General features: G+C 75.0%; 14 protein-coding genes. 12 read left to right on the top strand and 2 right to left on the bottom strand.

Annotated features, from left to right (window positions below):
• Nucleotides 1–2: 2 nt before the first annotated feature.
• A complete protein-coding gene (locus ACFVU7_RS23100) occupies nt 3–1,142 on the top strand; it encodes a hypothetical protein (protein ID WP_388046826.1) in 1,140 nt (379 codons plus the stop codon).
• A 607-nt stretch (nt 1,143–1,749) separates the two neighbouring features.
• Nucleotides 1,750–2,328 (top strand): hypothetical protein, encoded by a 579-nt coding sequence (locus ACFVU7_RS23095; RefSeq protein WP_388046824.1) that lies wholly within the window; start codon nt 1,750–1,752, stop codon nt 2,326–2,328.
• 200 nt (nt 2,329–2,528) lie between these two features.
• Here ACFVU7_RS23095 and ACFVU7_RS23090 read toward each other — a convergent pair whose 3' ends face one another.
• Nucleotides 2,529–2,963 (bottom strand): winged helix-turn-helix transcriptional regulator, encoded by a 435-nt coding sequence (locus tag ACFVU7_RS23090; RefSeq protein WP_387824843.1) that lies wholly within the window; start codon nt 2,961–2,963, stop codon nt 2,529–2,531.
• Between the two features lie 125 nt (nt 2,964–3,088).
• Between ACFVU7_RS23090 and ACFVU7_RS23085 the strand changes: the two genes are divergently transcribed.
• From ACFVU7_RS23085 to ACFVU7_RS23055, 7 genes are all read left to right on the top strand, one after another.
• Nucleotides 3,089–4,573, top strand: a complete 1,485-nt coding sequence (locus ACFVU7_RS23085) for an MFS transporter (RefSeq protein WP_074003432.1) — start codon at nt 3,089–3,091, stop codon at nt 4,571–4,573.
• A gap of 358 nt (nt 4,574–4,931) precedes the next feature.
• Nucleotides 4,932–6,581: an ABC transporter substrate-binding protein gene (locus tag ACFVU7_RS23080; RefSeq protein WP_388046822.1), complete on the top strand. Its 1,650-nt coding sequence runs from the start codon at nt 4,932–4,934 to the stop codon at nt 6,579–6,581.
• A gap of 1 nt (nt 6,582) precedes the next feature.
• Entirely contained in the window at nt 6,583–7,545 is a 963-nt protein-coding gene (locus tag ACFVU7_RS23075; protein WP_241852957.1) for an ABC transporter permease, read from the top strand.
• Nucleotides 7,542–8,399, top strand: a complete 858-nt coding sequence (locus ACFVU7_RS23070) for an ABC transporter permease (protein ID WP_074003434.1) — start codon at nt 7,542–7,544, stop codon at nt 8,397–8,399. Before ACFVU7_RS23075 ends, ACFVU7_RS23070 begins: the two co-directional genes overlap by 4 nt.
• Entirely contained in the window at nt 8,396–10,237 is a 1,842-nt protein-coding gene (locus ACFVU7_RS23065) for a dipeptide ABC transporter ATP-binding protein (protein WP_388046820.1), read from the top strand. Before ACFVU7_RS23070 ends, ACFVU7_RS23065 begins: the two co-directional genes overlap by 4 nt.
• The gene (locus tag ACFVU7_RS23060) at nt 10,234–11,424 is read left to right on the top strand and encodes an acyl-CoA dehydrogenase family protein (RefSeq protein ID WP_074003436.1); all 1,191 of its coding nucleotides are present in this window, start codon (nt 10,234–10,236) and stop codon (nt 11,422–11,424) included. The genes ACFVU7_RS23065 and ACFVU7_RS23060 overlap by 4 nt, the downstream gene beginning before the upstream one ends.
• 25 nt (nt 11,425–11,449) lie before the next feature.
• Nucleotides 11,450–12,487: an LLM class flavin-dependent oxidoreductase gene (locus ACFVU7_RS23055; protein ID WP_380777094.1), complete on the top strand. Its 1,038-nt coding sequence runs from the start codon at nt 11,450–11,452 to the stop codon at nt 12,485–12,487.
• Here the strand turns inward: ACFVU7_RS23055 and ACFVU7_RS23050 are convergent.
• Nucleotides 12,477–15,197 (bottom strand): BTAD domain-containing putative transcriptional regulator, encoded by a 2,721-nt coding sequence (locus ACFVU7_RS23050; RefSeq protein ID WP_388046818.1) that lies wholly within the window; start codon nt 15,195–15,197, stop codon nt 12,477–12,479. The two genes, ACFVU7_RS23055 and ACFVU7_RS23050, sit on opposite strands and share 11 nt — an antisense overlap.
• 12 nt (nt 15,198–15,209) lie before the next feature.
• Between ACFVU7_RS23050 and ACFVU7_RS23045 the strand changes: the two genes are divergently transcribed.
• The 3 genes from ACFVU7_RS23045 to ACFVU7_RS23035 all read left to right on the top strand — a co-directional run bounded on the left by ACFVU7_RS23045 (nt 15,210) and on the right by ACFVU7_RS23035 (nt 20,306).
• Nucleotides 15,210–15,683 (top strand): hypothetical protein, encoded by a 474-nt coding sequence (locus ACFVU7_RS23045; RefSeq protein ID WP_388046816.1) that lies wholly within the window; start codon nt 15,210–15,212, stop codon nt 15,681–15,683.
• 526 nt (nt 15,684–16,209) lie between these two features.
• A complete protein-coding gene (locus ACFVU7_RS23040) occupies nt 16,210–19,068 on the top strand; it encodes an AAA family ATPase (RefSeq protein WP_388046814.1) in 2,859 nt (952 codons plus the stop codon).
• Entirely contained in the window at nt 19,065–20,306 is a 1,242-nt protein-coding gene (locus tag ACFVU7_RS23035; protein ID WP_388046812.1) for a 3-deoxy-7-phosphoheptulonate synthase, read from the top strand. The genes ACFVU7_RS23040 and ACFVU7_RS23035 overlap by 4 nt, the downstream gene beginning before the upstream one ends.
• Nucleotides 20,307–20,327: the final 21 nt, after the last annotated feature.

The following is a 20,327-nucleotide window of genomic DNA, read 5'->3' as shown; positions in this document are numbered from 1 at the left end:
GCATGCACCCGACCGGACCGATCGCCCGGCGCTTCCCGCTGGTCGCCCGCCACCGGCCCGCGTGCCTGCCCCTCGACACCCGTGTCGGCCGGCTCACCGAGCTGGCCGACACAGCCTCCCGGCAGGACGATCCCAGCCTCGCCTCCGCCGTCTTCAACCAGGCGGCCCTCCTCGCCTCCGACCTCGCCCTGCCCGGCTACGCCCGCGAACTCTGCCACCGCCACGCCGCCCTCCACCTCATCCGCGGCCCGCTCCCCACGACCAGCGCCATCCACGGCCTCGAACCCGTCGTCAACCTCGCCCGCCTCCACATCCGCGCCGGCCACCACCAGCACGGCCACCAGCTCCTCCTTGACCTCTACCACGCCGTCACCACCGCCACCGAGACCACCCTCGACGGCATCACCATCCCCGCTCGCCTCACCGAGACCGACCAACAGCGCCACGAAGTCCGCCGGTGGCTGTGGCGCGTCCTCATCGCCGACGGCACCCGCGCCCTCACCACCGCCGGCCGCTGGACGGCCGCCCTGCGCCACATCGAGCAGCACTGCGGCATCGGCCGACGCATCCTCGACGGCCGCCAGGTCGCCGTCCTCGCCCGCATCACCGCCGACAACCTTCCCGGCGCCCTCGCCCTGCTGGCCGACACCGAGCCGGGCGCGCCCTGGGAGAACGCCGTCACCACCGTCCTCACCGCCCTGTGCCGCCCCGGCGACCGGCCCGCCGCCGAAACCGCGATCGACCACTGCCTCGCCCTCGAACCCGATGAGGGCCTGGCCGTCTTCACCACCCGCCTCGCCCTGACCGCCATCGACGCCGCCGGCCCGGACACCCCCGCCTCCCGAGACCTGATCGAGCAGCTCTCCCGCCGAGCGGGTGAAACGGGCGACGGCTACGCACTGCGCGACCTCCTCACCCACCCCGGTGTCCGTGACCGCCTCGGACCCGGCCGGACAGCCGAACTCGCACAGGCCCTCGCCGCCTGCGCACTCGGCTCCGCCACCCTCCCCAAGCCCCTCCGCGACCAGCTGGAGGCCGCCCTCGCCGATGCCCGGGCGGTACTCGAAGCCTCCCCGCCGGACCCGGTCCCACCCGCAGGAAACCCGTTCGGGAAGCACACCCCCAGAACAGCACACAGCTGAAGCAGCCTTCGGAGTTGCCTCAAACGGGCGAGAGTCACAGGACAGCAACTCACGGGACGGGCGCGAGGCTCTCACGAGCTACTACACATCGACGGTCTGACCAGGCATGCTGCCGAGTCGATCCCCGCTGGCGCCTGATCGTCCCTCCAGAAGGGATGATCAGGCGTGGTGTGTCAGCGCAAGGCGGCCCTGGCCGGGTCGGCTCACCTGAAGCTCCTCTCCGGCGTGACAATCGAAGCGAGGATGCACAACCGACAGGCCCAGCAGAAGGCATGTGGGCTTCATGACGCGACGGTTGAGGACCGGGAAGGGCTGATCCGCCGCGCCCCGGACGGCACCCGACCGGCCGGATCCGCGGGGCCGGCCCCGCCGCGGTAGGTGTAGGAGACGTACTCGGCGACGCCCTCCCGTACGCGAACCGGCCTCGGTCGTCGCGTGGCTGGAGGCCCTCATGGAACGGACGGTGTTTGGTCCGGAGCCTCGGGCGCGCGACGAAGACCCATTCCGGCACCCGGCACCTCCTGCTTCGGGGCCTCCTAAGTACATTTCATACATTGGGAGTTGATGCTACTTTCCATGTACCGATGCAACTCAGGGAGGGGTTGAAGTGAAGGTCACGTTCATCCAGATGGAGGGCACGGCAGAAGAGCTGGACGCGTCCGACGTGGGAAGGCAGCTCATCGCCGCGATGGGAGTGGGCCCGACGCCCGCCAGCCGTCCCACCGCAGGGAAGGACGCGGCGGTCGGGGGCAGCCGGCAGTCGCTGCCGATTCCCGGCCTCGCGGCCGAGGGCCAGGCGGAGGTGAGGAAGATGCTGACCCGGAACCCCGCCGCGGAGCAGTTCGTCGCGTTCCTCGAGGAGACGACGTCGTGGCCCAACGCCGCGCTGCACGGGGTCAAGCGGAAGACCCACCAGGAGGGAGAACCCCTCGACTACAGCGACTACCTGCGCCTGCGACGGCAGGGAAGCCAGCTCGGCGGGTTCGCGTACGTCTACGCCGACACCGGCGTGGTCAACCTGCGGCTCAACTACGACAGCGACGCCGCGACCCTTCACGGCATCGCACCGGACGCCTATCTCGTCCCCAAAGGCCACCGGGCCTACCGGGTGAGCGTACAGATCACGGACGAGGACACGCTCCGCCAGGCACTCGAACTCGCCGAGATGGCCTACAAGCTGACGTAGCCCGGGATCGTGGCGGTCAGGCCGAACCCTGATTCGCCACCAACGTCCTTGCTCCATCCGGCAGTTCTTCGGACGCCGCCGCGCCGAACGACTGGGGTCAGGACCCGGCGGGCCGCCTCCTGCCGGTCGACGTGCAGTACCCGGGCGAGCCCGTCGAGCATGATGACGGGCTCGCCCTTCGCATAGCGGAGGGTCTGGCCTCAGAGGTCTCCGGTGCCCGCCGCCAGCTGCTCCCGGTCGTAGGAGTCGCGTGAGAGGGCGATGGCGTCGCGGTGGCGTTCCGCCCAGGCGGTGAGGCCCTTGAGGGAGGCGTAGAGTTCGGCGGCCATCTCGGTGCCGCGGTACTCCACCTTGGGCGGCACGGTCGCGTAGACGGTGCGTTCGATCAGTCCGTCGCGTTCGAGGTTCCGCAGTGTCAGGGTGAGCATGCGGCGGCTGATTCCGGGTACGGACCGTTCGAGTTCGGTGAAGCGGACCGGGCCGTGGCTGAGGTTGAGCAGGATCCCGATCGCCCACTTGCCGCTGATCCGGTTGAGCGCCTCCAGGACGGTGCACGCCTCGCGGGCGGGGGCCGGGTCGTCGAGGCCGCCGGTCTCGTCGATGTCCTCGATCACATCGTTGTTCCCCAGGAACATGAAAGTGCCTCCTTACGGTGGACTTGATGGTCACACATGATGGTCGCTGTAACAAGAAGTGCCCTCAGGGAGCGCGGGCGCCACCGGGCGCCCCTCCCGGGCCATTCCCCCGAAGGACTGCTCCGATGACCACGCAAGCCCCGCCGTCCCTCCAGCCTTCCAGGTCACGCTGGTTGGCACTGGGGCTCCTCTGCACCGGCAACCTGATGATCATCCTCGACGGTTCGATCGTGACCGTCGCCCTCCCGACCATCCAGACCGACCTCGGCTTCACCCAGTCCGGCCTGGCCTGGGTGGTCAACGCCTACCTCATCGCCTTCGCCGGGCTGCTGCTGCTCTCCGGCCGGCTGGGCGACCTGCTGGGCGGCAAGCGCGTCTTCAGCGCGGGCCTGGGCCTGTTCACGGTGGCCTCGCTGGCCTGCGGCCTGTCCTCCTCCTCGACGGCGCTGGTGGTGTTCCGGTTCGTCCAGGGGGTCGGCGGGGCGCTCGCCTCGGCCGTCGTCCTGGGCATGATCATCACCCTGTTCCCCGACGCCGGCGAGCGCGCCAAGGCACTGGCGGCGTACGCGTTCGTCTCCGCGGCCGGCGCCTCGCTGGGCCTGATCCTGGGCGGCGTGCTGACGCAGAGCTTCAGCTGGCCATGGGTGTTCTACGTCAACGTGCCGATCGGCCTGGTGGCGCTCGTGCTGACGCAGAGCGTGGTGCCGGGCGGGAAGGGAGCGGGGCTGCGCGAGGGCGCCGACCTGATCGGTTCGGTGCTCGCCACCGGCGGTCTGATGCTGCTGGTCTACACGATCATCAAGGCCGAGGAGTACACCTGGGGCGACGCCCGCACGCTGGGCCTGCTGGCCGGCTCGCTGGTACTGCTGGTCGGTTTCGTGGTCCGCCAGGCGTACGCGGCCAAGCCCCTGCTGCCGCTGCACATCTTCCGCTCCCGGGCGGTCTCCGGCGCCAACGGCATCATGGTCCTGATGGTCGCCGGCCTGTTCGGCTACCAGTTCTGCACCGCGCTCTACTTCCAGAACGTCCTGGGCTACGACGCGCTGAAGACCGGGCTCGCCTTCCTGCCCGCGCCGGTCACCATCGCGATCGTCTCGCTGGGCTTCGCGGTCAAGCTGAACCAGAAGTTCGGGCCCCGCCGGGTGCTGGTCGTCGGCCTGCTGCTGGTGGCCGCGGCGCTCGCGCTGCTGGCCCGGGTGCCGAGCGACGGCAGCTTCCTCGCCGACATCGTGCCGCCGTTCGTGCTGCTCGGCCTCGGCTTCGGCGCGGCCATGCCAGCGCTGATCGGCCAGGCCATGTCGGTCACCTCGCCCAACGACGCCGGCATCGCCTCCGGCCTGGTGAACACCACCCAGCAGGTCGGCGCCTCGATCGGCACCGCCGTGCTCGCCACGGTGGCCGCCTCCCGCACCGCGACTCTGCTCGGCGAGGGCGACAGCAAGGTGGCGGCGCTCACCGGCGGCTTCCACCTCTCCTACGGGCTCAGCGCCCTGTTCGTGGCGGTCGGCGTCCTGGTGGCCGCCTTCGTCCTGCGCAGCCCCGCGGACGGCGCCGAGAGCGCCCCCGAGTCGGACCTCAAGTCTGCGGACACCCCCGTACCGCACGTTTGACGGTCCCCGTGCGGCCGTTCCGGAGGGCCTCCCGGAACGGCCGCACCACCCCGACGGCGCGTACCGCCGCCGGGGCCGCACCGCACTCGGCACCACGTCGGAGCACCACGTCGGAACACCGCGTCGGAACACGCCGGCCGAGACACCGGCCGAGCACACCCACGAGGATCCCGCCGCGAAACCCGCGGGCCCCGGGAAAGGGCCCGCTTAGGGGGACGGTCAGGGGGGTCGGATCCGGACGGAGCCAGCAGACTCGTCGCATCGTCCGCGGCCGGGTCCATCAGCGTCTCCCCCGCGGGGTGGGCGGGCCTCACGCCGCCCACCGTTCCCCGCCTCGCGCAGGATCGAGAAAGAACCCATGTACACCAGACGCCGTTTCCTCCGTCTCCCGGTCACCCTGACCGCCGCCGCCGTCATCGGCCCCGCCGTCCTCACGGCCTGCTCCGACTCCTCCGCCCCGCCCTCCGCGAAGAGCGCCGGCGGCGGCACCCTGCGCTACGGCGCCGCCGTCGAACCCGACAGCTGGGACCCGCACGCCGCGTCCACCGCCGTCACCGGGCGGCTGCTGCGCCCGGTGCTGGAGTCGCTGGTCGCGATCGCTCCGGACGGGACCGTCAAGCCGTGGCTGGCCGAGTCGTGGACGGTCTCGCCCGACGGCCTCACCTACACCTTCACCCTGCGCAGCGGCGTGACCTTCAGCGACGGCACCCCGTTCGACGCGGCGGCGGTGAAGGCGAACTTCGAGCACGTCACGGCGGCGAAGACGGCGTCCAAGCGGGCGGCCGGCCTGCTCGGCCCGTACAAGGAGACCGAGGTGGTCGACCCGCGCACGGTGGCCGTGCACCTGACGGCCCCCCACGCCTCGTTCCTCAACTCGGCGGGGAGCACCTTCCTCGGCTTCCACTCCCCCGTCGCGCTGCGCGACCACGCGGGCGACCTCTCCTCCGGCGGCGCGTTCGTCGTCGGCACCGGCCCGTTCACCTTCGAGTCGGTGACGCCGGGTCAGCAGGCGGTGTTCAAGCGCCGCTCCGACTACGACTGGGCCCCGCCGACCGCCGCCCACCAGGGGCCGGCGAAGCTGGAGAGCATCGTCGTGCTGCTGCTGAAGGAGGACGCCTCCCGGGTCGGCGCCCTGACGTCCGGTCAGGTCGACGCCGCCGAGCTGATCCCCGCCAACCGGCTGGCCGGCCTGCGCGGCCGCAACGGCGTCGAGGTGGTCCGCAAGGCGGTCCCCGGCGTCCCCTACACCTACTACCTCAACACCGCCCGCGCGCCGTTCGACGACCCGCGCACCCGGCAGGCCGTCCGGCACGCCATCGACTTCGCCGGGATCGTCAAGGGCGTCTTCCAGGGCGAGTACGAGCAGGCCTGGGGGCCGCTGGCGCCCTCCACCCCCGGCGCCGAGCCGTCGTTCGCCAAGCCGGCCTGGGAGTACAGCAAGGAGAAGGCGGAGAAGCTGCTGGACGAGGCCGGCTGGACCGGGCGGGACGCCGACGGCTACCGCACCAGGGACGGCAAGCGCCTCAGCGCCGAGCAGCCGTACGTGCAGACCTTCGTCTCGGCCCAGAACCACACCTTCGACGTGGGCGTGCAGGACGCGCTGAAGCAGGTCGGCATCGAGCTGAAGCTGGTGCCGCTGGACTCCGCGGGCTCCATCGGGCGCACCGGCAAGGGCGACTACGACGTGTTCGCCTTCGCCTGGCAGGGCTCCGACCCGGTCCTGCTGGGCAGCCTCTACCACTCCAAGTCCCAGTTCGGGGGCGGCGGGGCGAACGGCAGCCGGGTCAAGGACGCCGAGATCGACGGCTGGCTGGACGAGGCCGAGGCGACCGTGGACGCCGAGCGGCGCGCCGAGCTGTACCGCAAGGTCCAGCGGAAGATCGTCGAGCAGGCGTACTCCTTCCCGGCCTACATCGCCACCATGGACGTCGCCCGGCACGGCAAGGTGAACGGGCTGGTCCTGGACGTCGACGCCAACACCGACTTCTACGGCATCGGGGTGGCCTGAGGTGTCGAACAGTGCCCGGCACGTGCCGCCCTGGGCCAGGTTCGTCGCCCGGCGGCTCGCGGCGGGGCTGGTGGTGGTGTGGGGGACGCTCACGGTGACGTTCTTCGCCCTCCACCTCGCCCCCGGCGACATCGTGGACGGACTGATCGGGCCGGGCGCCGCCGGCACCCCGGCCCTGCGTGACCAGGTGATCGCCGAGAACGGCCTGAACGACCCGCTGCTCGTCCAGTACGGCCGCCAGCTCGCCCGGTTGGCGAGCGGCGGCCTCGGCTGGTCGTACCAGCTCAACGAGCCGATCGAGCGGCTGCTCGGCAGCCAGCTCGGCCCGACCGTCGAGCTGGCGGTGTCCGCGCTGGTCACCGCGCTGGTGCTGGCGGTGCTGGCGGCCACCCTGACGGCCGGCCGGGGCCGGGCGGTGCGCGCCGCCGCCGGTGTCGCCGAGCTGCTGATGGTGTCGATGCCCTCGTTCTGGCTGGGCATCATCCTGCTGACGGTGTTCTCCTACCGGCTGCACGCGCTGCCCTCGATCGGGGCGGACGGGCCGGCGGCGCTGGTGCTGCCGACACTGGCGCTGGCGCTGCCGCTGGCCGGGGTGCTCGCCCAGGTGATCCGCCAGGAGCTGGAGAGCGCCGACGGCCGCCCGTTCGTGCTGACCGCGCGCTCGCGCGGCCTGGGCGCGACGGCGGTGCTGCTGCGGCACACCCTGCGGCACGCGCTGCTGCCGCTGACCACGCTGGCCGGCTTCGTGCTGGGCAGCCTGTTCGGCGGCGCGGTGCTGGTGGAGAACATCTTCACCCGGCCCGGCCTGGGCCGGGTGCTGGCCAACGCGGTCGGCTCGCGCGACCTCCCGGTGGTCAGCGCCCTGGTGGTCATCTCCAGCGCGGCGTTCGTGGTCATCAACACCCTGGTGGACGTGCTCCACCCGCTGATCGACCCCCGGCTGCGCGAGGGAGGAGCGGCATGAGCACCGTGACCGCCCTCCTCGACCGGCCGGCCGGGGCCGCCGCCCGCCGGGGCGCGCTGCTGCGCTCCCCGGCCCGCCTGGCGCCGCTGGTCCTGCTGGCCGTGGTGGCGCTCGTCCTGGCCTTCCCCGGGGTGTTCGCCACCCACTCCCCCGCGGCGACGGACGTCGCGGCGGCGCTGCGCCCGCCCGGTGCGGAGCACTGGCTGGGCACCGACCAGCTCGGCCGGGACGTCTGGTCGCGGCTGGTGCACGGCACCCGGCTGTCGCTGCTGATCGCGGTCGGCGCGACGCTGATCGGGGTGGGCGGCGGCGCGCTGCTCGGCCTGGTCGCCGGCTGCGGCGGACGGCGCGTCGACTTCGTCCTGATGCGGCTGGTGGACGTGCTGCTGGGCTTCCCCGAACTGCTGCTCGCGCTGGTGGTGGTGGCGGTTCTGGGCGGCGGCACGGTCAACGTGGCGATCGCCATCGGCATCGCCGGGGTGCCCCACTACGCCCGGCTGGTGCGCGGCCAGGCACGGCTGGTGCTGCGCTCGGAGTACGTGGAGGCGGCGCGGGTGCTGGGGGTGCCGGCCTGGCGGTCGGTGCTGCGGCACGTGCTGCCGAACGTCGGCGGCCCGCTGGTGGTGCTGGCCTCCATCGGGCTGGGCTCGGCCATCATCTCGGGCTCCGGGCTCAGCCTGCTCGGCCTGGGCCCCGTCCCGCCGGAGGCGGACTGGGGCTCGATGGTCGCCGACGGCAAGGACTTCCTCCAGACGGCCTGGTGGATCTCGATCTCACCCGGCCTGGCCGTCTCGGTCGTGGTGGTCTGCACCACGCTGATCGGCCGTTCGCTGCAGCTGAGGGCGGTGCGATGACGACGACGACAACGGAAGCGACCGGTGCGGAGGCGACGGCCGGGGACACCGGTGCGCCGGTGCCGGGCCCGCTCGTGCGGGTGGAGGGGCTGCGGGTGTCGTTCCCCGGCGCGCCGCGGCCCGCCGTGGACGGGGTGTCACTGGCCATCGGCCCCGGGGAGTGCGTGGCGCTGGTCGGCGAGTCCGGCTCGGGCAAGTCCGTCACCTCGCGTTCCCTCATCGGGCTGGCGGGCGCCAGGGCCCGGGTCTCCGCCCGGACCCTGGAGGTGGCAGGGACGGACACCGCCGGCTTCGGCGAACGGCAGTGGCGCGCGGTGCGCGGCCGGCGGGTCGCCGTGGTCTTCCAGGACGCGCTGACCGCGCTGGACCCGCTGCGCACCGTCGGCGCCGAGATCGCCGAGGCGGCCCGCCTCGGCGGCACCGCCGGCCCGGACGTCGGCGCCCGGGTGGTGGAACTGCTCACGGCGGTGGGCGTGCCGGAGCCGGAGGCCCGGCGCACCCAGTACCCGCACCAGCTCTCCGGCGGGCTGCGCCAGCGCGCGCTGATCGCCTCCGCGCTGGCCGCCGACGCGCCGCTGCTGATCGCCGACGAGCCGACCACGGCGCTGGACGCGATCGTCCAGGCGCAGATCCTGGCGCTGCTCGGCCGGCTCAAGGACGAGGGCCGGGGACTGCTGCTGGTCAGTCACGACCTGGCGGTGGTGGCGCAGTTGGCGGACCGGGTGCTGGTGCTGCGGCGGGGCGAGGTGGTGGAGAGCGGGCCGACCGGCCGGGTGCTGTCCGCCCCGGAGCACCCGTACACCCGGATGCTGCTGGACGCGGTGCCCTCGGGCCGCCCGCCGGCCCGTCCCGCCCAGGCCCCGGCCCCGGCCGAGGCCGAGGCACCGGACGCCGAGGAGGCGGCCCCGGTGCTGACCGGGCGCGGGCTGGTCAAGTCCTTCGCACCGGGCGGGCCGAGGGCCCTCGACGAGGTCGGGTTCACCCTGCGGGCGGGCGAGGCGCTGGGCGTGGTCGGCGAGTCCGGCTCGGGCAAGACCACGCTGGCGCGGGTCGCGATGGGTCTGTCCCGTCCCGACGCCGGGGAGGTGCTGCTGCACGGGCGGCCCTGGTCGGCGCTGCCGGAGCGGCGGCGCCGGGCCTCGCGCTCGGCGATCCAGTTCGTCCAGCAGGACCCGTACGCCTCGGCGGACCCCCGGTTCACCGTGGCGCGGATCATCGGCGAGGCGCTGCCGGGACTGCGTCGCGCCGAGCGGGCCCGGCGGTGCGCGGAACTCCTCGACCAGGTCGGCCTGCCGGCCGAGCTGCTCTCCCGCCGGCCGCACCAGCTGTCCGGCGGTCAGCGCCAGCGGGTGGCCATCGCCCGGGCGCTGGCGGGCCGTCCGCAGGTGCTGGTCTGCGACGAGCCGGTCTCGGCGCTGGACGTCTCGGTGCAGGCGCAGGTGCTGGAGCTGCTGGACCGGCTGCGGCGCGAGCGGGGCATCGCCCTGCTGTTCATCACCCACGACCTGGCCGTGGTGCGGCAGGTCGCCGACCGGGTGCTGATCATGCGCGGCGGGTCGGTCGTCGAGGAGGGCGAGACCGAGCGGATCTTCGAGGCCCCCGCCCACCCGTACACCCGGGCCCTGCTGGACGCCGTCCTGCGGCTGCCCGGCGCGGACGGTACGGGCAGTACGGACGGTACGGGCAGTACGGGCAGTACGGACGGCTCGGGCGGGGCGCACGGCGCCGACGTCACCGGCCGCGACGACCCGCAGCAGGCCCCGGAGCGGAACACCGGGCAGGACACCGAACACGTCGCCGGGCAGGACGGCGAGCACGTCACGAAGTGGGAGACATGACTGACACGACGACGGACGCCGTCCCCGAGGCCGCCGAGGCGTGGCTGCGGCGGGCCGAGGAGGTCGCGGCGCTGCTGGCACCCGGCGCCGCCCGGCGCGACCGCGAGGGCACCCCGCCGGTGCGGGAGATCCGGCTGCTGAAGGAGTCCGGCCTGGTGACCCTGCTGGGGCCGGTCGAGTACGGCGGGGCCGGCCAGGACTGGTCCACCGCGTTCCGCGTGGTGCGCACCGTCGCGGCGGCCGACGCCTCGGTCGGCGAGCTGCTGGCCCACCACTACGTGTGGGTGTCGATCGCCGAGTTCATCGGCACCGACGAGAAGATCCAGCACATCGCCGAGGTGTCGGCCCGGGCCCGGTGGTTCTACAGCGGGTCCTCGAAGCCCCGCTCGGCGCCCCTGGTGATCCAGGACACCGGCCGCGAGATGCTGTTCCACGGGCGGCTGGAGCGCGTCCTGGGCCACCCGGTGTCGGACATCACCATCCTGGAGGGCTTCCTGGAGGACGGCGACACCCCGATCAGCGCGCTCGCGATGAGCGACCACCTGGGGCTGTCCTTCGAGCCCGGCGCCGAGGAGTTCGGGCTGCGGTCGCTGGCCGCCGGGACGGTGGTCGCCGACGGCGCGAACATCCCGTGGACCGGGGCGCTCGGCCACGTCGACAAGACCTTCGTTCCCCGGGTCTACAACACCTTCCTCACCCCGGCCTTCCAGCTCGCCCAGGCCAACGCGCTGATCGGCGCGGCCCGGGGCGCGCTGGACGCCGCCGCCCGGCACGCCCGCGAGCAGTGGTCGCAGGCGCCGCTGACCGAGGCCGCCGCCGCGGACGCGGCCCGGCACTACGGCGCCCTGGCCTCCGCGCTGTGGGCGGTGGAGGCGTTCGCCGACGCCGTCGGCGCCGAGGCGGACGCCCTGCACGCCCGGCGCCGCACGGTGACCGAGGAGGAGCGCGGCCGGCACGCCGTCCGGGTCGCGGCGCTGGCCGCGCAGGCCGGCGCGGCCGCCGACGCGGTCACCGCCGGCGTGCTCGGGGCGGCCTGCCCCGGCGGCGCCGAGGCCGCGGCCGGGCTGGACCGCTACTGGCGGGACACCCGGGCACGGCGGGTGCACGAGGACGACCCGGGGCGCGCCCGCGTGGTGGGGCGCCACCTCCTGCACGGCGAAGTCCCCCGCCCCACCTGGTACGCGTGACACCCCGAGTAAGGAGCACCCCCGCATGACCAGCAGTTCCCCGACCGTCCCGCTGTCCGTCCTCGACATATCGTCCATCGACTCCGCCGGCAGCCCCGCCGAGACCCTGGTCGGCACCCGCCGGCTGGTGGCGGCCGCCGACGAGCTGGGCTACACCCGGTTCTGGGTGGCCGAGCACCACAACTCGCGCGGGATCGCCGGCTCCGTCCCGGCCGTCCTGCTGGCCGCGCTCGGCGAGCGGACCAGCCGGATCCGGATCGGCGCGGGCGGGGTGATCCTGCCCAACCACCCGCCGTACGCCGTCGCGGAGTCCTTCCGGACGCTGGCCGCGCTGTTCCCCGGCCGGGTGGACCTGGGCATCGGCCGCTCGGGCGCGGACCCGCTGCTCTCCCACGCGCTGCGCCGGGCGCCCGACGAGGACTTCCCGGCGGCGCTGGAGGAGCTGCTCGCCTTCGTCGACGGCGGCTTCCCGGACGGGCACGTCTACCAGCGGCTGGAGGCCCTGCCGGAGCCGCCGCGGCCGCCCCGGCCGTGGCTGCTGGGCGCCAGTGTGCGCAGCGCCGTGGACGCGGGCCGGCGCGGGCTGCCGTACGCGTTCGCCCACCACTTCTTCAACTCCCGCGGCACCGAGGAGGCGCTGCGGGCGTACCGGCAGAGCTTCCGGCCCTCGGCCCGGGCCGAGCGGCCGCACGCGATCGTCACCGCCTACACGGTGTGCGGGGAGACCACGGAGCACGCGCGCCGGCTGACGGCGCCGGCGCTGTTCCCGGTGCTGCGGCTGAACGGCGCCTCGCCGATCGCGCCGCTGCCCACCGTCGAGGAGGCGGCGGCGTACCCGTGGACGGAGGCCGAGCTGGCCTCCGCCGACGCGCTGCTCAGCACCCAGGCGGTCGGCGACGCCGAGGAGGTCCGCCGGGCGCTGACGGACCTGCTGGAGCGCACCGGCGCGGACGAGCTGATGGTGACCAACAACGTCACCGACGTCGAGGAGAAGATCCGCTCGCTGGAACGCGTGCGGGACCTCGCCCCGGCGCTGCCCGTCCCCGCCGGGGTCAGCCGGTAACGGCCGGGCGGCGGCGATGGGCGCGGGCGCCGAGGCTGTCGCGGATGCGGCGGTGGTGGGTGACCAGCCAGACCCGCTCGGGCTCCCCGGGCGGGCAGCGGTCCAGGGCGTGGTCGAGACAGCTGACCGCGAGCGCGTCGTCGCCCGCGGCGGCGGCCCGGGCGGACGCCCCGACCAGGGCCTCCCAGGCACGGCGCTCCATCGCCTCCACCGGGGTGCCGTCCGCCTCGGCGAGCGCGATGGCGCGGTCGTGGTGGAAGGCCAGCAGCCCGGGGCGGGGCACGTCCAGCAGGGCGGCCCAGTCGGCCGCCCGCAGGTGGCGTTCGACCAGGACGCGGCCGGGCAGCTGGGCGAGCGCGACATCGCGGCTGACGGCGTACCGGAAGGCGTACTCGACGTCTCCGGGGACGCCGCTGCGGCGCACCCGGCGCAGCAGTTCGCGCGACTCCAGGAGCTCCAGGCTGCGGCCGACCTCCTCGGGGTCGCGCTGGCTGACGGCCTCGACCGCGCCGCGCCACAGCGTGCCGCCGACGACGGCGGCGTCGCGCAGCACCGAGCGGGTGGTGCGGTCGAGGCCGTCGAGCTGGGCGGCGGCGACGGCGAGGACGGCCGGCGGGTGGTCGGCGCCGGCGTCCGCCGCCCGCGCGTAGGCCTGGGCGAACAGCGGGTTGCCGTCGGCGAGGGCCGCGCGGCGGTCGTCGGCGGGCGTCGGGTGGCGGCGGCCGGAGGCGGCACCGATCACGGTGGCGGTGGCCGCGGTGGACAGCGGTGCCACGTGCAGCAGGACCGAGCGGCGCTTGGCGCACCCCCAGGAGGGCCTGGTGTGGAGCAGTTCGGAACGGGCGCCGACGATCAGCAGCAGGGCGACCGGGCCGAGCCGGACGGTGAGGTCCTCGACGAAGGAGCGGACGAAGTCGGCGGCGCGGTGGAGGTCGTCCAGGACGACCACCAGCGGGCGCTCGGCGGCCGCCTCCTCCAGGAACTGCCGCAGCGCGCCGAGGACTTCCTCCCGTGGGACGGCGCCGCCGTCCGGCCCCTCGGCGGAGGCGGCCGGGGCGGGCAGGCCGAGGCAGGCGGCGAGCGCGGTGACGATCGGTCCGGTGTCGGCGTGCGGGAGGAGCCCGCGCACGACGTTGGTCAGTGCGGGCAGGACGACGGCCGCCGGCGCGCCGGCGCGGATGCCCGTGTAGGCGCGGACCAGGCCGGCCAGCGGCTCGTAGGGGGTGTGGGCGTCGAAGGCCGGGGTGCCCGCGTGGAGCACCCGGGGCGCCGGCGGTCCGGCGCCGTCGCGCAGCGCGGCGGCGAACTCCCCGATCAGCCGGGTCTTGCCGATGCCGGGCTCGCCCAGCACCGTGACCAGGTACGGCAGTTGGCGGCGGACGCTGTCCTGGTAGGCGCCGCGCAGCAGGTTCAGCTCGTGGGTGCGCTCCAGGAACGGCGGTTCGGCGGGGTGCCCGGACGGCCCGCGGCCCTCGGGGCGGGCGGGCGCGGGGCGGTGGACGCCGGGGACGCCGGGGACCGGGGCGAAGCCGAGGCCGGCGCCGCCGGCCTCGACGGTGGCGTCGGCGGCCCACAGTTCCCCGCGGGGGACCTGCAGCAGCAGGTGGTGGCAGGCGTCCAGGACCTCTCCGGTGACCTCCACGGGCTCGGGCGCGCTGTCGTCGTAGGTGACCACCACCTCGCCGGTGCCGACCACGAGGTGGGTGACCGGCCGGGTGGCGGCGGCCCCGCTGCCGGGCACCGGTCCGGCCGCGGTGGCCCCGGGGGCGGCCGGTCCGGGCGCCTCGAAGTGGCGGTGCAGGGCGAGGGCGGCGCGCAGGGCCCGCTCGGCGTCGTCCTCGTGGGCCCGGGGGACGCCGAAGACGACCAGCCACACCGAGCCGAAGGCGCGGCGCACGTGTCCGCCGAAGGGCGCCATCTCGCGCCGGATGTCGGCGGTCAGCTCCTTGACGGCGTGGTCGACGCGCTCGGGGGCGAGGGCGCCGCCGTCGGCCGTCCACTGGGCGCGGATCATGACGACGCTGGCCGCGCGCCGCTCGACCCGTTCCCAGGACGCGCGGAAGGCGTGCTCGGCGGCCGGGGCGGCGGCGGTCCCGGCGCGGCCGGCGCCACTGTCGTCGGCGCGGCTGTCGTCGGCGCGGCTGTCGTCGGCGCGGTCGTCGGCGCGCGCGGGCGGGGCGGGGGCCGGCCGGGGGCGCGGCGGCTGCGGGGCGGCGGCCGCGGGCCGGGGTCCGGCAGGGGGCGGGAAGTCCGCCGCGCCGCCCGGGGCGGTGGTGAGCCGCAGCGCCAGGGCCGGGTCGTGGCTGAGGATCGCGCGCTGGAGGCGTCGCAGGTCGCGGCCGGGCTCCAGGCCGAAGCGGTCGGCGAGCAGGTCCCGGGTGCGCCGGTAGCGGTCCAGCGCCTCGGACTGGCGCCCGCAGTTGTAGAGGACGACCATCAGCTGGGCGACCAGGCGTTCCCGGGTCGGCTCGGCCTCCAGCATGGACTCCAGTTCGCCGATCAGCTCGCGGTCCCGCCCCATCGCCAACTCGGCCTGGATGCAGTCCTCGTGGACGGCGAGCCGGGTGCCCTGGAGGGCGGCCAGCTCGGGCCAGGTGAGCCCGGCGTCGCTCACGTCGGCGAGCACCGGACCGCGCCACAGGCCGAGGGCGCGGCGCAGCAGTTCCGAGGCCCGCGTCCAGTCGCCGGCCGCCAGTCGGGCCCGGCCCAATGTGACAAGCTCATGAAATTCCGTGAGATCGAGCTGTTCAGGCTCGATTCTGAGCACGTATCCGGGCACAGTGGTATTCAGCGCGGGTTTCCCGTCCGCCGGCTCCCCGACCGCCTGGAATGCGCGGCGCAGCCCGGCCACCGAGTTCTGCACCATTTTCCGCGCCGTGGACGGACGGTCATCGCCCCAGAGTGCGGCGACTATCTCGTTGATACCCACCACGCTATTCGCGCGGAGCAGCAGAACACCGAGCAGGGCCCTCTGCTGCAGGCCGCGAATGGGCACGTCGGTGCCGTCGGAGAGCACTTCAAGCGGCCCCAGAACGTTGAATCGCACCCCTACCCCCTTGATTCCCTGCGATTCCGGAGAAAGCCATTCCGGAGAATGTGCCCGATGGTACATCAGATCGATCCGGGGCCTTCCGTTGACCGCACGTCGACTTCGATCTACGCTATCGATGGCGACCCCCCTGCCGGTATTCCCTGAGGCAAATTCGCCGCCGCCGACCGGCCGGGCTGATTCGACATCGCGGTGATCGGGCAGGCGTGCAGGCCGAGGGGGCGTCGCAACGGCGTCACCGGTGGATCCCCGTGGTCGAGACCCCGGCTCCGCTCCGTCCGCGACACCGCCTTCCGCGAGGACGCCCCCGAGATCAGCACCGGCCACGGGCCCGGGAACACGGCGACCCCGCGCGACCTCGCGATCAACGCCCTCCGCGACCACCGCCGCACCGGCATCGAGGCCGGCCTCCGCCATGCCTCCAGCCACCCACTCGGCCTCCTCCACGCCCCTGAGCAGGGACGATGAAAGATCGTCAGGACCCTGGACCAGCCCTGCCCACCCGGCCGCCCCGGCGGCAGTGGCCCGCCCATGAGCGATCAGTTCCCGGGCGATGGGCGGGGTGTCCCCATGATGGGTTCGACCGGGAGCGGGCGGCCGTCGCCACCGCCCCGGGAGAGCCGCCGGGGACCGGCGGCCGGACGCCTACAAGAGACGAGGTCGGGGGTACCCGGTGCCTTCCCTGCTGGAACGTGACGCGCACATCGACAGACTCGACCACCTGCTCGCCGAATGTCTCGGCCGCGCGGGCCGGGTGGCACTGGTCGACGGACCCCTCGGCAGCGGCAAGAGCGAGCTGCTGCGGGTGTTCACCGCCCGGGCCGCCGAGCGCGGAGTCCTGGTCGTGGGCGCGGGCTGTTCCGCCCAGGAGCGGGACCTGCCCTTCGGGATCGCCGACCGGATCGCCCACTCCCCCGGCTGGCCCGCCGGGCACGCCGAGCGGCTGGCCGCGCTGGCCGACCCGGCCGTCCTCGCCGACCCGGCCGGGAGTGCTGGCGGCAGCGCCCTCAACGGCAGCACCCTCAACGGCAGCGGCGCGGCCGGCGACCCGGCCGGCCCGCCGTCGCCGGCGCTGCTGCGCGCCTGCCGCGACCTGACCACCGCCCTGCTCGCGGCCGCCGCCGACACCCCGGTGCTGCTCTGCGTCGAGGACATCGGCCACGCCGACGAGGCGTCCCTGCACTTCCTGCGCCACCTCGTCCGCCACCTGCCGCAGAGCCGGGTGCTGCTGGTCCTCACCGACGGCAGCACCCCGTGGCCCGCGCGGCGCCGGCTGCACGCCGAACTGCTGCGCCACCCGCACGCGCACCGCCTCGCACTGGCCCCGCTGTCCCGGGCCGGCGCGCTGCGCCTGGTCACCGAGGGCCTGGGCGAGGAGGACGCCCGGCACCGCGGCCCCGGCCTGGTGGACGTGGCCGGCGGCAACCCGCTGCTGCTGCACGCCCTCGTCGAGGAGCACCTCGACCGCGCCGACGAGCCCGAACCGCGCTACGGCCCGGCCCTGCTGAGCTGCCTCCACCGGGCCGGCCCCGGCGTGCTGCGGGTCGTCCAGGCCCAGGCCGTGCTCGGCGAGGAGGCCCCGGCCGAGGACGTGGCCCGGCTGCTCGGCGAGCGGGAGAGCGCCGACGCGGTCGCCCGGACCCGCGCCACGCTCACCGCCGCCGGACTGCTGGACGGCGAGGGACGGCTGCGCACCGCGGCCGCCCGCGCCGCCGTCCTGGAGGACCTCGCGCCGCACGAGCGCACCGAACTGCGCCTGCGGGCCGCCCAGTTGGCCCACGAGACGGGCAGCCCCGCCGCCGAGGTGGCCCGGCACCTGGTCGAGGCCGGGCGGGCGCCCGCGCCGTGGGCGGTCGCCGCGCTGACCGAGGCGGCCGAGCACGCCCTGCTCGACCACCGTCACCGCACCGCCGTCGCCTGCCTGAGCCTGGCCCACAAGGAGGCCGCCGAGGAGAACGACCGGGCGGTGCTCCGGCACCGGCTGGCGCAGGCCGAGTGGCAGCTCAACCCCTCGGCGGCGGCCCGGCACCTGGTGCCGCTCACCGCCGCGGTCCGGGCCGGGCACCTCGGGCTCGCCGAGGCGCTCGTCCTCGTCCGGTACCTGCTGTGGCACGGCCGCGGCGAGGAGGCGCTGGCCGTCCTGGACCTGCTGCGCGCCCGGACCGGACCGGCCGGACCGGCCTCCCCCGCCGAGACGGGCGCGCTGCGCGACATCGAGACCTGGCTCGCCTACACCCACCCGGGCCTGGCCCGGGGCCGCCGCGTCCCGGTGCTGCCCGCCGACCTGCGGCACACGGTCGCCCCGGACGTCGACCCGCAGCTGCGGGCCGCCGCCGCGCTCGCCGGGGCGCTCACCCGGGGACGGGCCACGGAGACCGTCGACCACGCCCAGCAGGTGCTGCACGACGCCCACCTGCACGGCCGCACCGCGTGGGCCGAGGAGGCCGCGCTGCTCGCGCTGCGGGTGCTGCTCCAGGCCGGGCGCGCCGACACCGCGGCGGTCTGGAGCCAACGGCTGCTCGGCACCGCCGCGCGCCGCGAGGCCCCGACCGCGACGGCCCTGTACTCGGCGGCGCACGCCGAGGCGGCCCTGCGGCTCGGCGAGCCGACCACGGCGGCCGAGCACAGCCGGGCCGCGCTGACCCACCTCAGCCCCACCTCCTGGGGCATCGCGGTGGGCCTGCCGCTGGGCACGCTGGTCATCGCCGAGAGCCGCACCGGCGAGCACCGCTCGGCCGCCAAGCACCTCACCCACGCCGTCGGTGAGGCGATGTTCCAGAGCCTGTACGGGCTGCACTACCTGTTCGCCCGCGGCGAGCACTACCAGGCGACCCGGCACGGCCACGCGGCACTCGCCGACTTCCTGTCCTGCGGCGAACTGCTGCGCACCTGGGGCCTGGACGGCGCCGGGGTGGTGCCCTGGCGCACCCAGGCCGCCGACGCCTGGCTGCGGCTGGACAACCGGGACCGCGCCTGGCGGCTGATCCACGAACAGCTCAGCCGGGCCGACGCCGACCTGCCGCACAACCGCGGCCCGGCGCTGCGGCTGCTCGCCGCGGCCGGGCCGGCCGGGCGGCGCGGCCCCCTGCTCACCGAGGCCGTCGACCTCACCGAGGCTTCCGGCGACCGCTACGAGCAGGTGCGGGTGCTCACCGACCTGAGCCGGGTGCACCAGGGCTCCGGCAACAGGCGCCGGGCCCGGCTGCTGCTGCGCCAGGCCCTGCACGTGGCGAACATGTGCGCCCTGCAACCGCTCGTCCAGGAGCTGCTGTCGGTCTCGGCGGACCTCGGCGAGAGCGGCCCCGCCGCCGACGCACGGGAGCCGGGCGGGGTCGACGCGCTCACCGAGTCCGAGCGGCGGGTCGCCTCGCTCGCCGTACTCGGCTACACCAACCGCGAGATCGCCGGACGCCTGTACGTCACGGCGAGCACCGTGGAACAGCACCTCACCCGGGTCTACCGCAAGCTCGGGGTACGCCGACGCAAGGACCTGCCCGCCGATCTGTGGGCCAACCTGAGGAAGACGGGATGACGACGCCGATGACCACGCCGACCGCCACCAGCCTGACGGTGCACGACGGCACCGGGCCCGACCTCGCCCGGGCCCTGGCGGGCCTGACCGCCGGCCAGCAACCGCGGTGGCCCGATCAGGAACGGGTGCGCGAGGTGCGCGCCGCGCTCGGCGCCCTGCCGCCCCTGGTGGAGCCCGCCGCCGTGGACCGGCTCCGGGAGCGCCTGGCCGAGGCCGCGCTCGGCCGGGCCCTGGTCGTCCAGGGCGGGGACTGCGCCGAGACCTTCGCCGGCAACACCCCCGAGCACGTGCGCGCCAACCTGCACGCCCTGCTGCACTGCGCGACCCTGTTCGAGGTCGCCTCCGGCCTGCCGGTGGTGCCGGTCGGACGCGTCGCCGGGCAGTACGCCAAGCCGCGCTCCAGCCCGACGGGCCCGGACGGGCTGCCCTCCTACCGGGGCGACATCGTCAACGGCCTCGCGGCGACGGCCGAGGCCCGCACACCGGACCCGCGGCGGATGCTCACCGCGTACGACGGCGCCGGCGCGGCGCTCGACGTGCTGGACTCGGTGGCCGACGCGACCCGCACCGAACTGTTCGCCGGTCACGAGGCCCTGCTGCTCGACTACGAGGTGCCGCTGGTGCGCGACGGGTACGCGCTGTCCGGCCACTTCCTGTGGATCGGCGAGCGGACCCGCGAGCTCGACGGCGCGCACGTCGCCCTGGCCCGCCGGATCGCCAACCCGCTGGGCCTCAAGCTGGGCCCGTCCACCACCCCGGAGCAGGCCGTCGCCTACGCCGAGGCGCTGGACCCGGACCGCGTCCCCGGCCGGCTGACGCTGATCAGCAGGATGGGCGCGGACCGGGTGTCCGACGTGCTGCCGCCGCTGGTGGAGGCGGTGTCGGACGCCGGGCACCCGGTGGTCTGGCTCTGCGACCCGATGCACGGCAACACCGAGACGGCGGCCGGCGGGCTGAAGACCCGCCGCTTCGACCGGATCGCCGCCGAGGTGAGCGGCTACTTCGCCGTGCACCGGGCGATAGGCAGCCACCCCGGCGGCCTGCACCTGGAGCTGACCGGCGACGACGTGACCGAGTGCCTCGGCGGTCGCGAGGACCTGCGCGAGGAGCAGCTCCCCGAGCGCTACCTGACCGGCTGCGACCCGCGGCTGAACGGGCGCCAGACCCTCGACCTGGCGCGCGTGGTGGCGGAGATCCTGCTGGAGCACTCCGCCCGGCGGGCGCCCGTGGCGGTCTGAGGACCGCCCACCCGGACCGAC

The organism is Kitasatospora sp. NPDC058046, from assembly GCF_042885595.1.
GTDB lineage: Bacteria > Actinomycetota > Actinomycetes > Streptomycetales > Streptomycetaceae > Kitasatospora.
This window is presented reverse-complemented; position numbering and strand designations above follow the sequence as displayed.

Excerpts from the sequence above, each read along its gene's own strand:
- ACFVU7_RS23100 (WP_388046826.1), top strand. The coding sequence starts at position 3 with ATGCACCCGACCGGACCGATCGCCCGGCGCTTCCCGCTGGTCGCCCGC.
- ACFVU7_RS23090 (WP_387824843.1), bottom strand. The coding sequence starts at position 2,963 with ATGTTCCTGGGGAACAACGATGTGATCGAGGACATCGACGAGACCGGC.
- ACFVU7_RS23085 (WP_074003432.1), top strand. The coding sequence starts at position 3,089 with ATGACCACGCAAGCCCCGCCGTCCCTCCAGCCTTCCAGGTCACGCTGG.
- ACFVU7_RS23080 (WP_388046822.1), top strand. The coding sequence starts at position 4,932 with ATGTACACCAGACGCCGTTTCCTCCGTCTCCCGGTCACCCTGACCGCC.
- ACFVU7_RS23070 (WP_074003434.1), top strand. The coding sequence starts at position 7,542 with ATGAGCACCGTGACCGCCCTCCTCGACCGGCCGGCCGGGGCCGCCGCC.
- ACFVU7_RS23065 (WP_388046820.1), top strand. The coding sequence starts at position 8,396 with ATGACGACGACGACAACGGAAGCGACCGGTGCGGAGGCGACGGCCGGG.
- ACFVU7_RS23060 (WP_074003436.1), top strand. The coding sequence starts at position 10,234 with ATGACTGACACGACGACGGACGCCGTCCCCGAGGCCGCCGAGGCGTGG.
- ACFVU7_RS23055 (WP_380777094.1), top strand. The coding sequence starts at position 11,450 with ATGACCAGCAGTTCCCCGACCGTCCCGCTGTCCGTCCTCGACATATCG.
- ACFVU7_RS23045 (WP_388046816.1), top strand. The coding sequence starts at position 15,210 with ATGAAATTCCGTGAGATCGAGCTGTTCAGGCTCGATTCTGAGCACGTA.
- ACFVU7_RS23035 (WP_388046812.1), top strand. The coding sequence starts at position 19,065 with ATGACGACGCCGATGACCACGCCGACCGCCACCAGCCTGACGGTGCAC.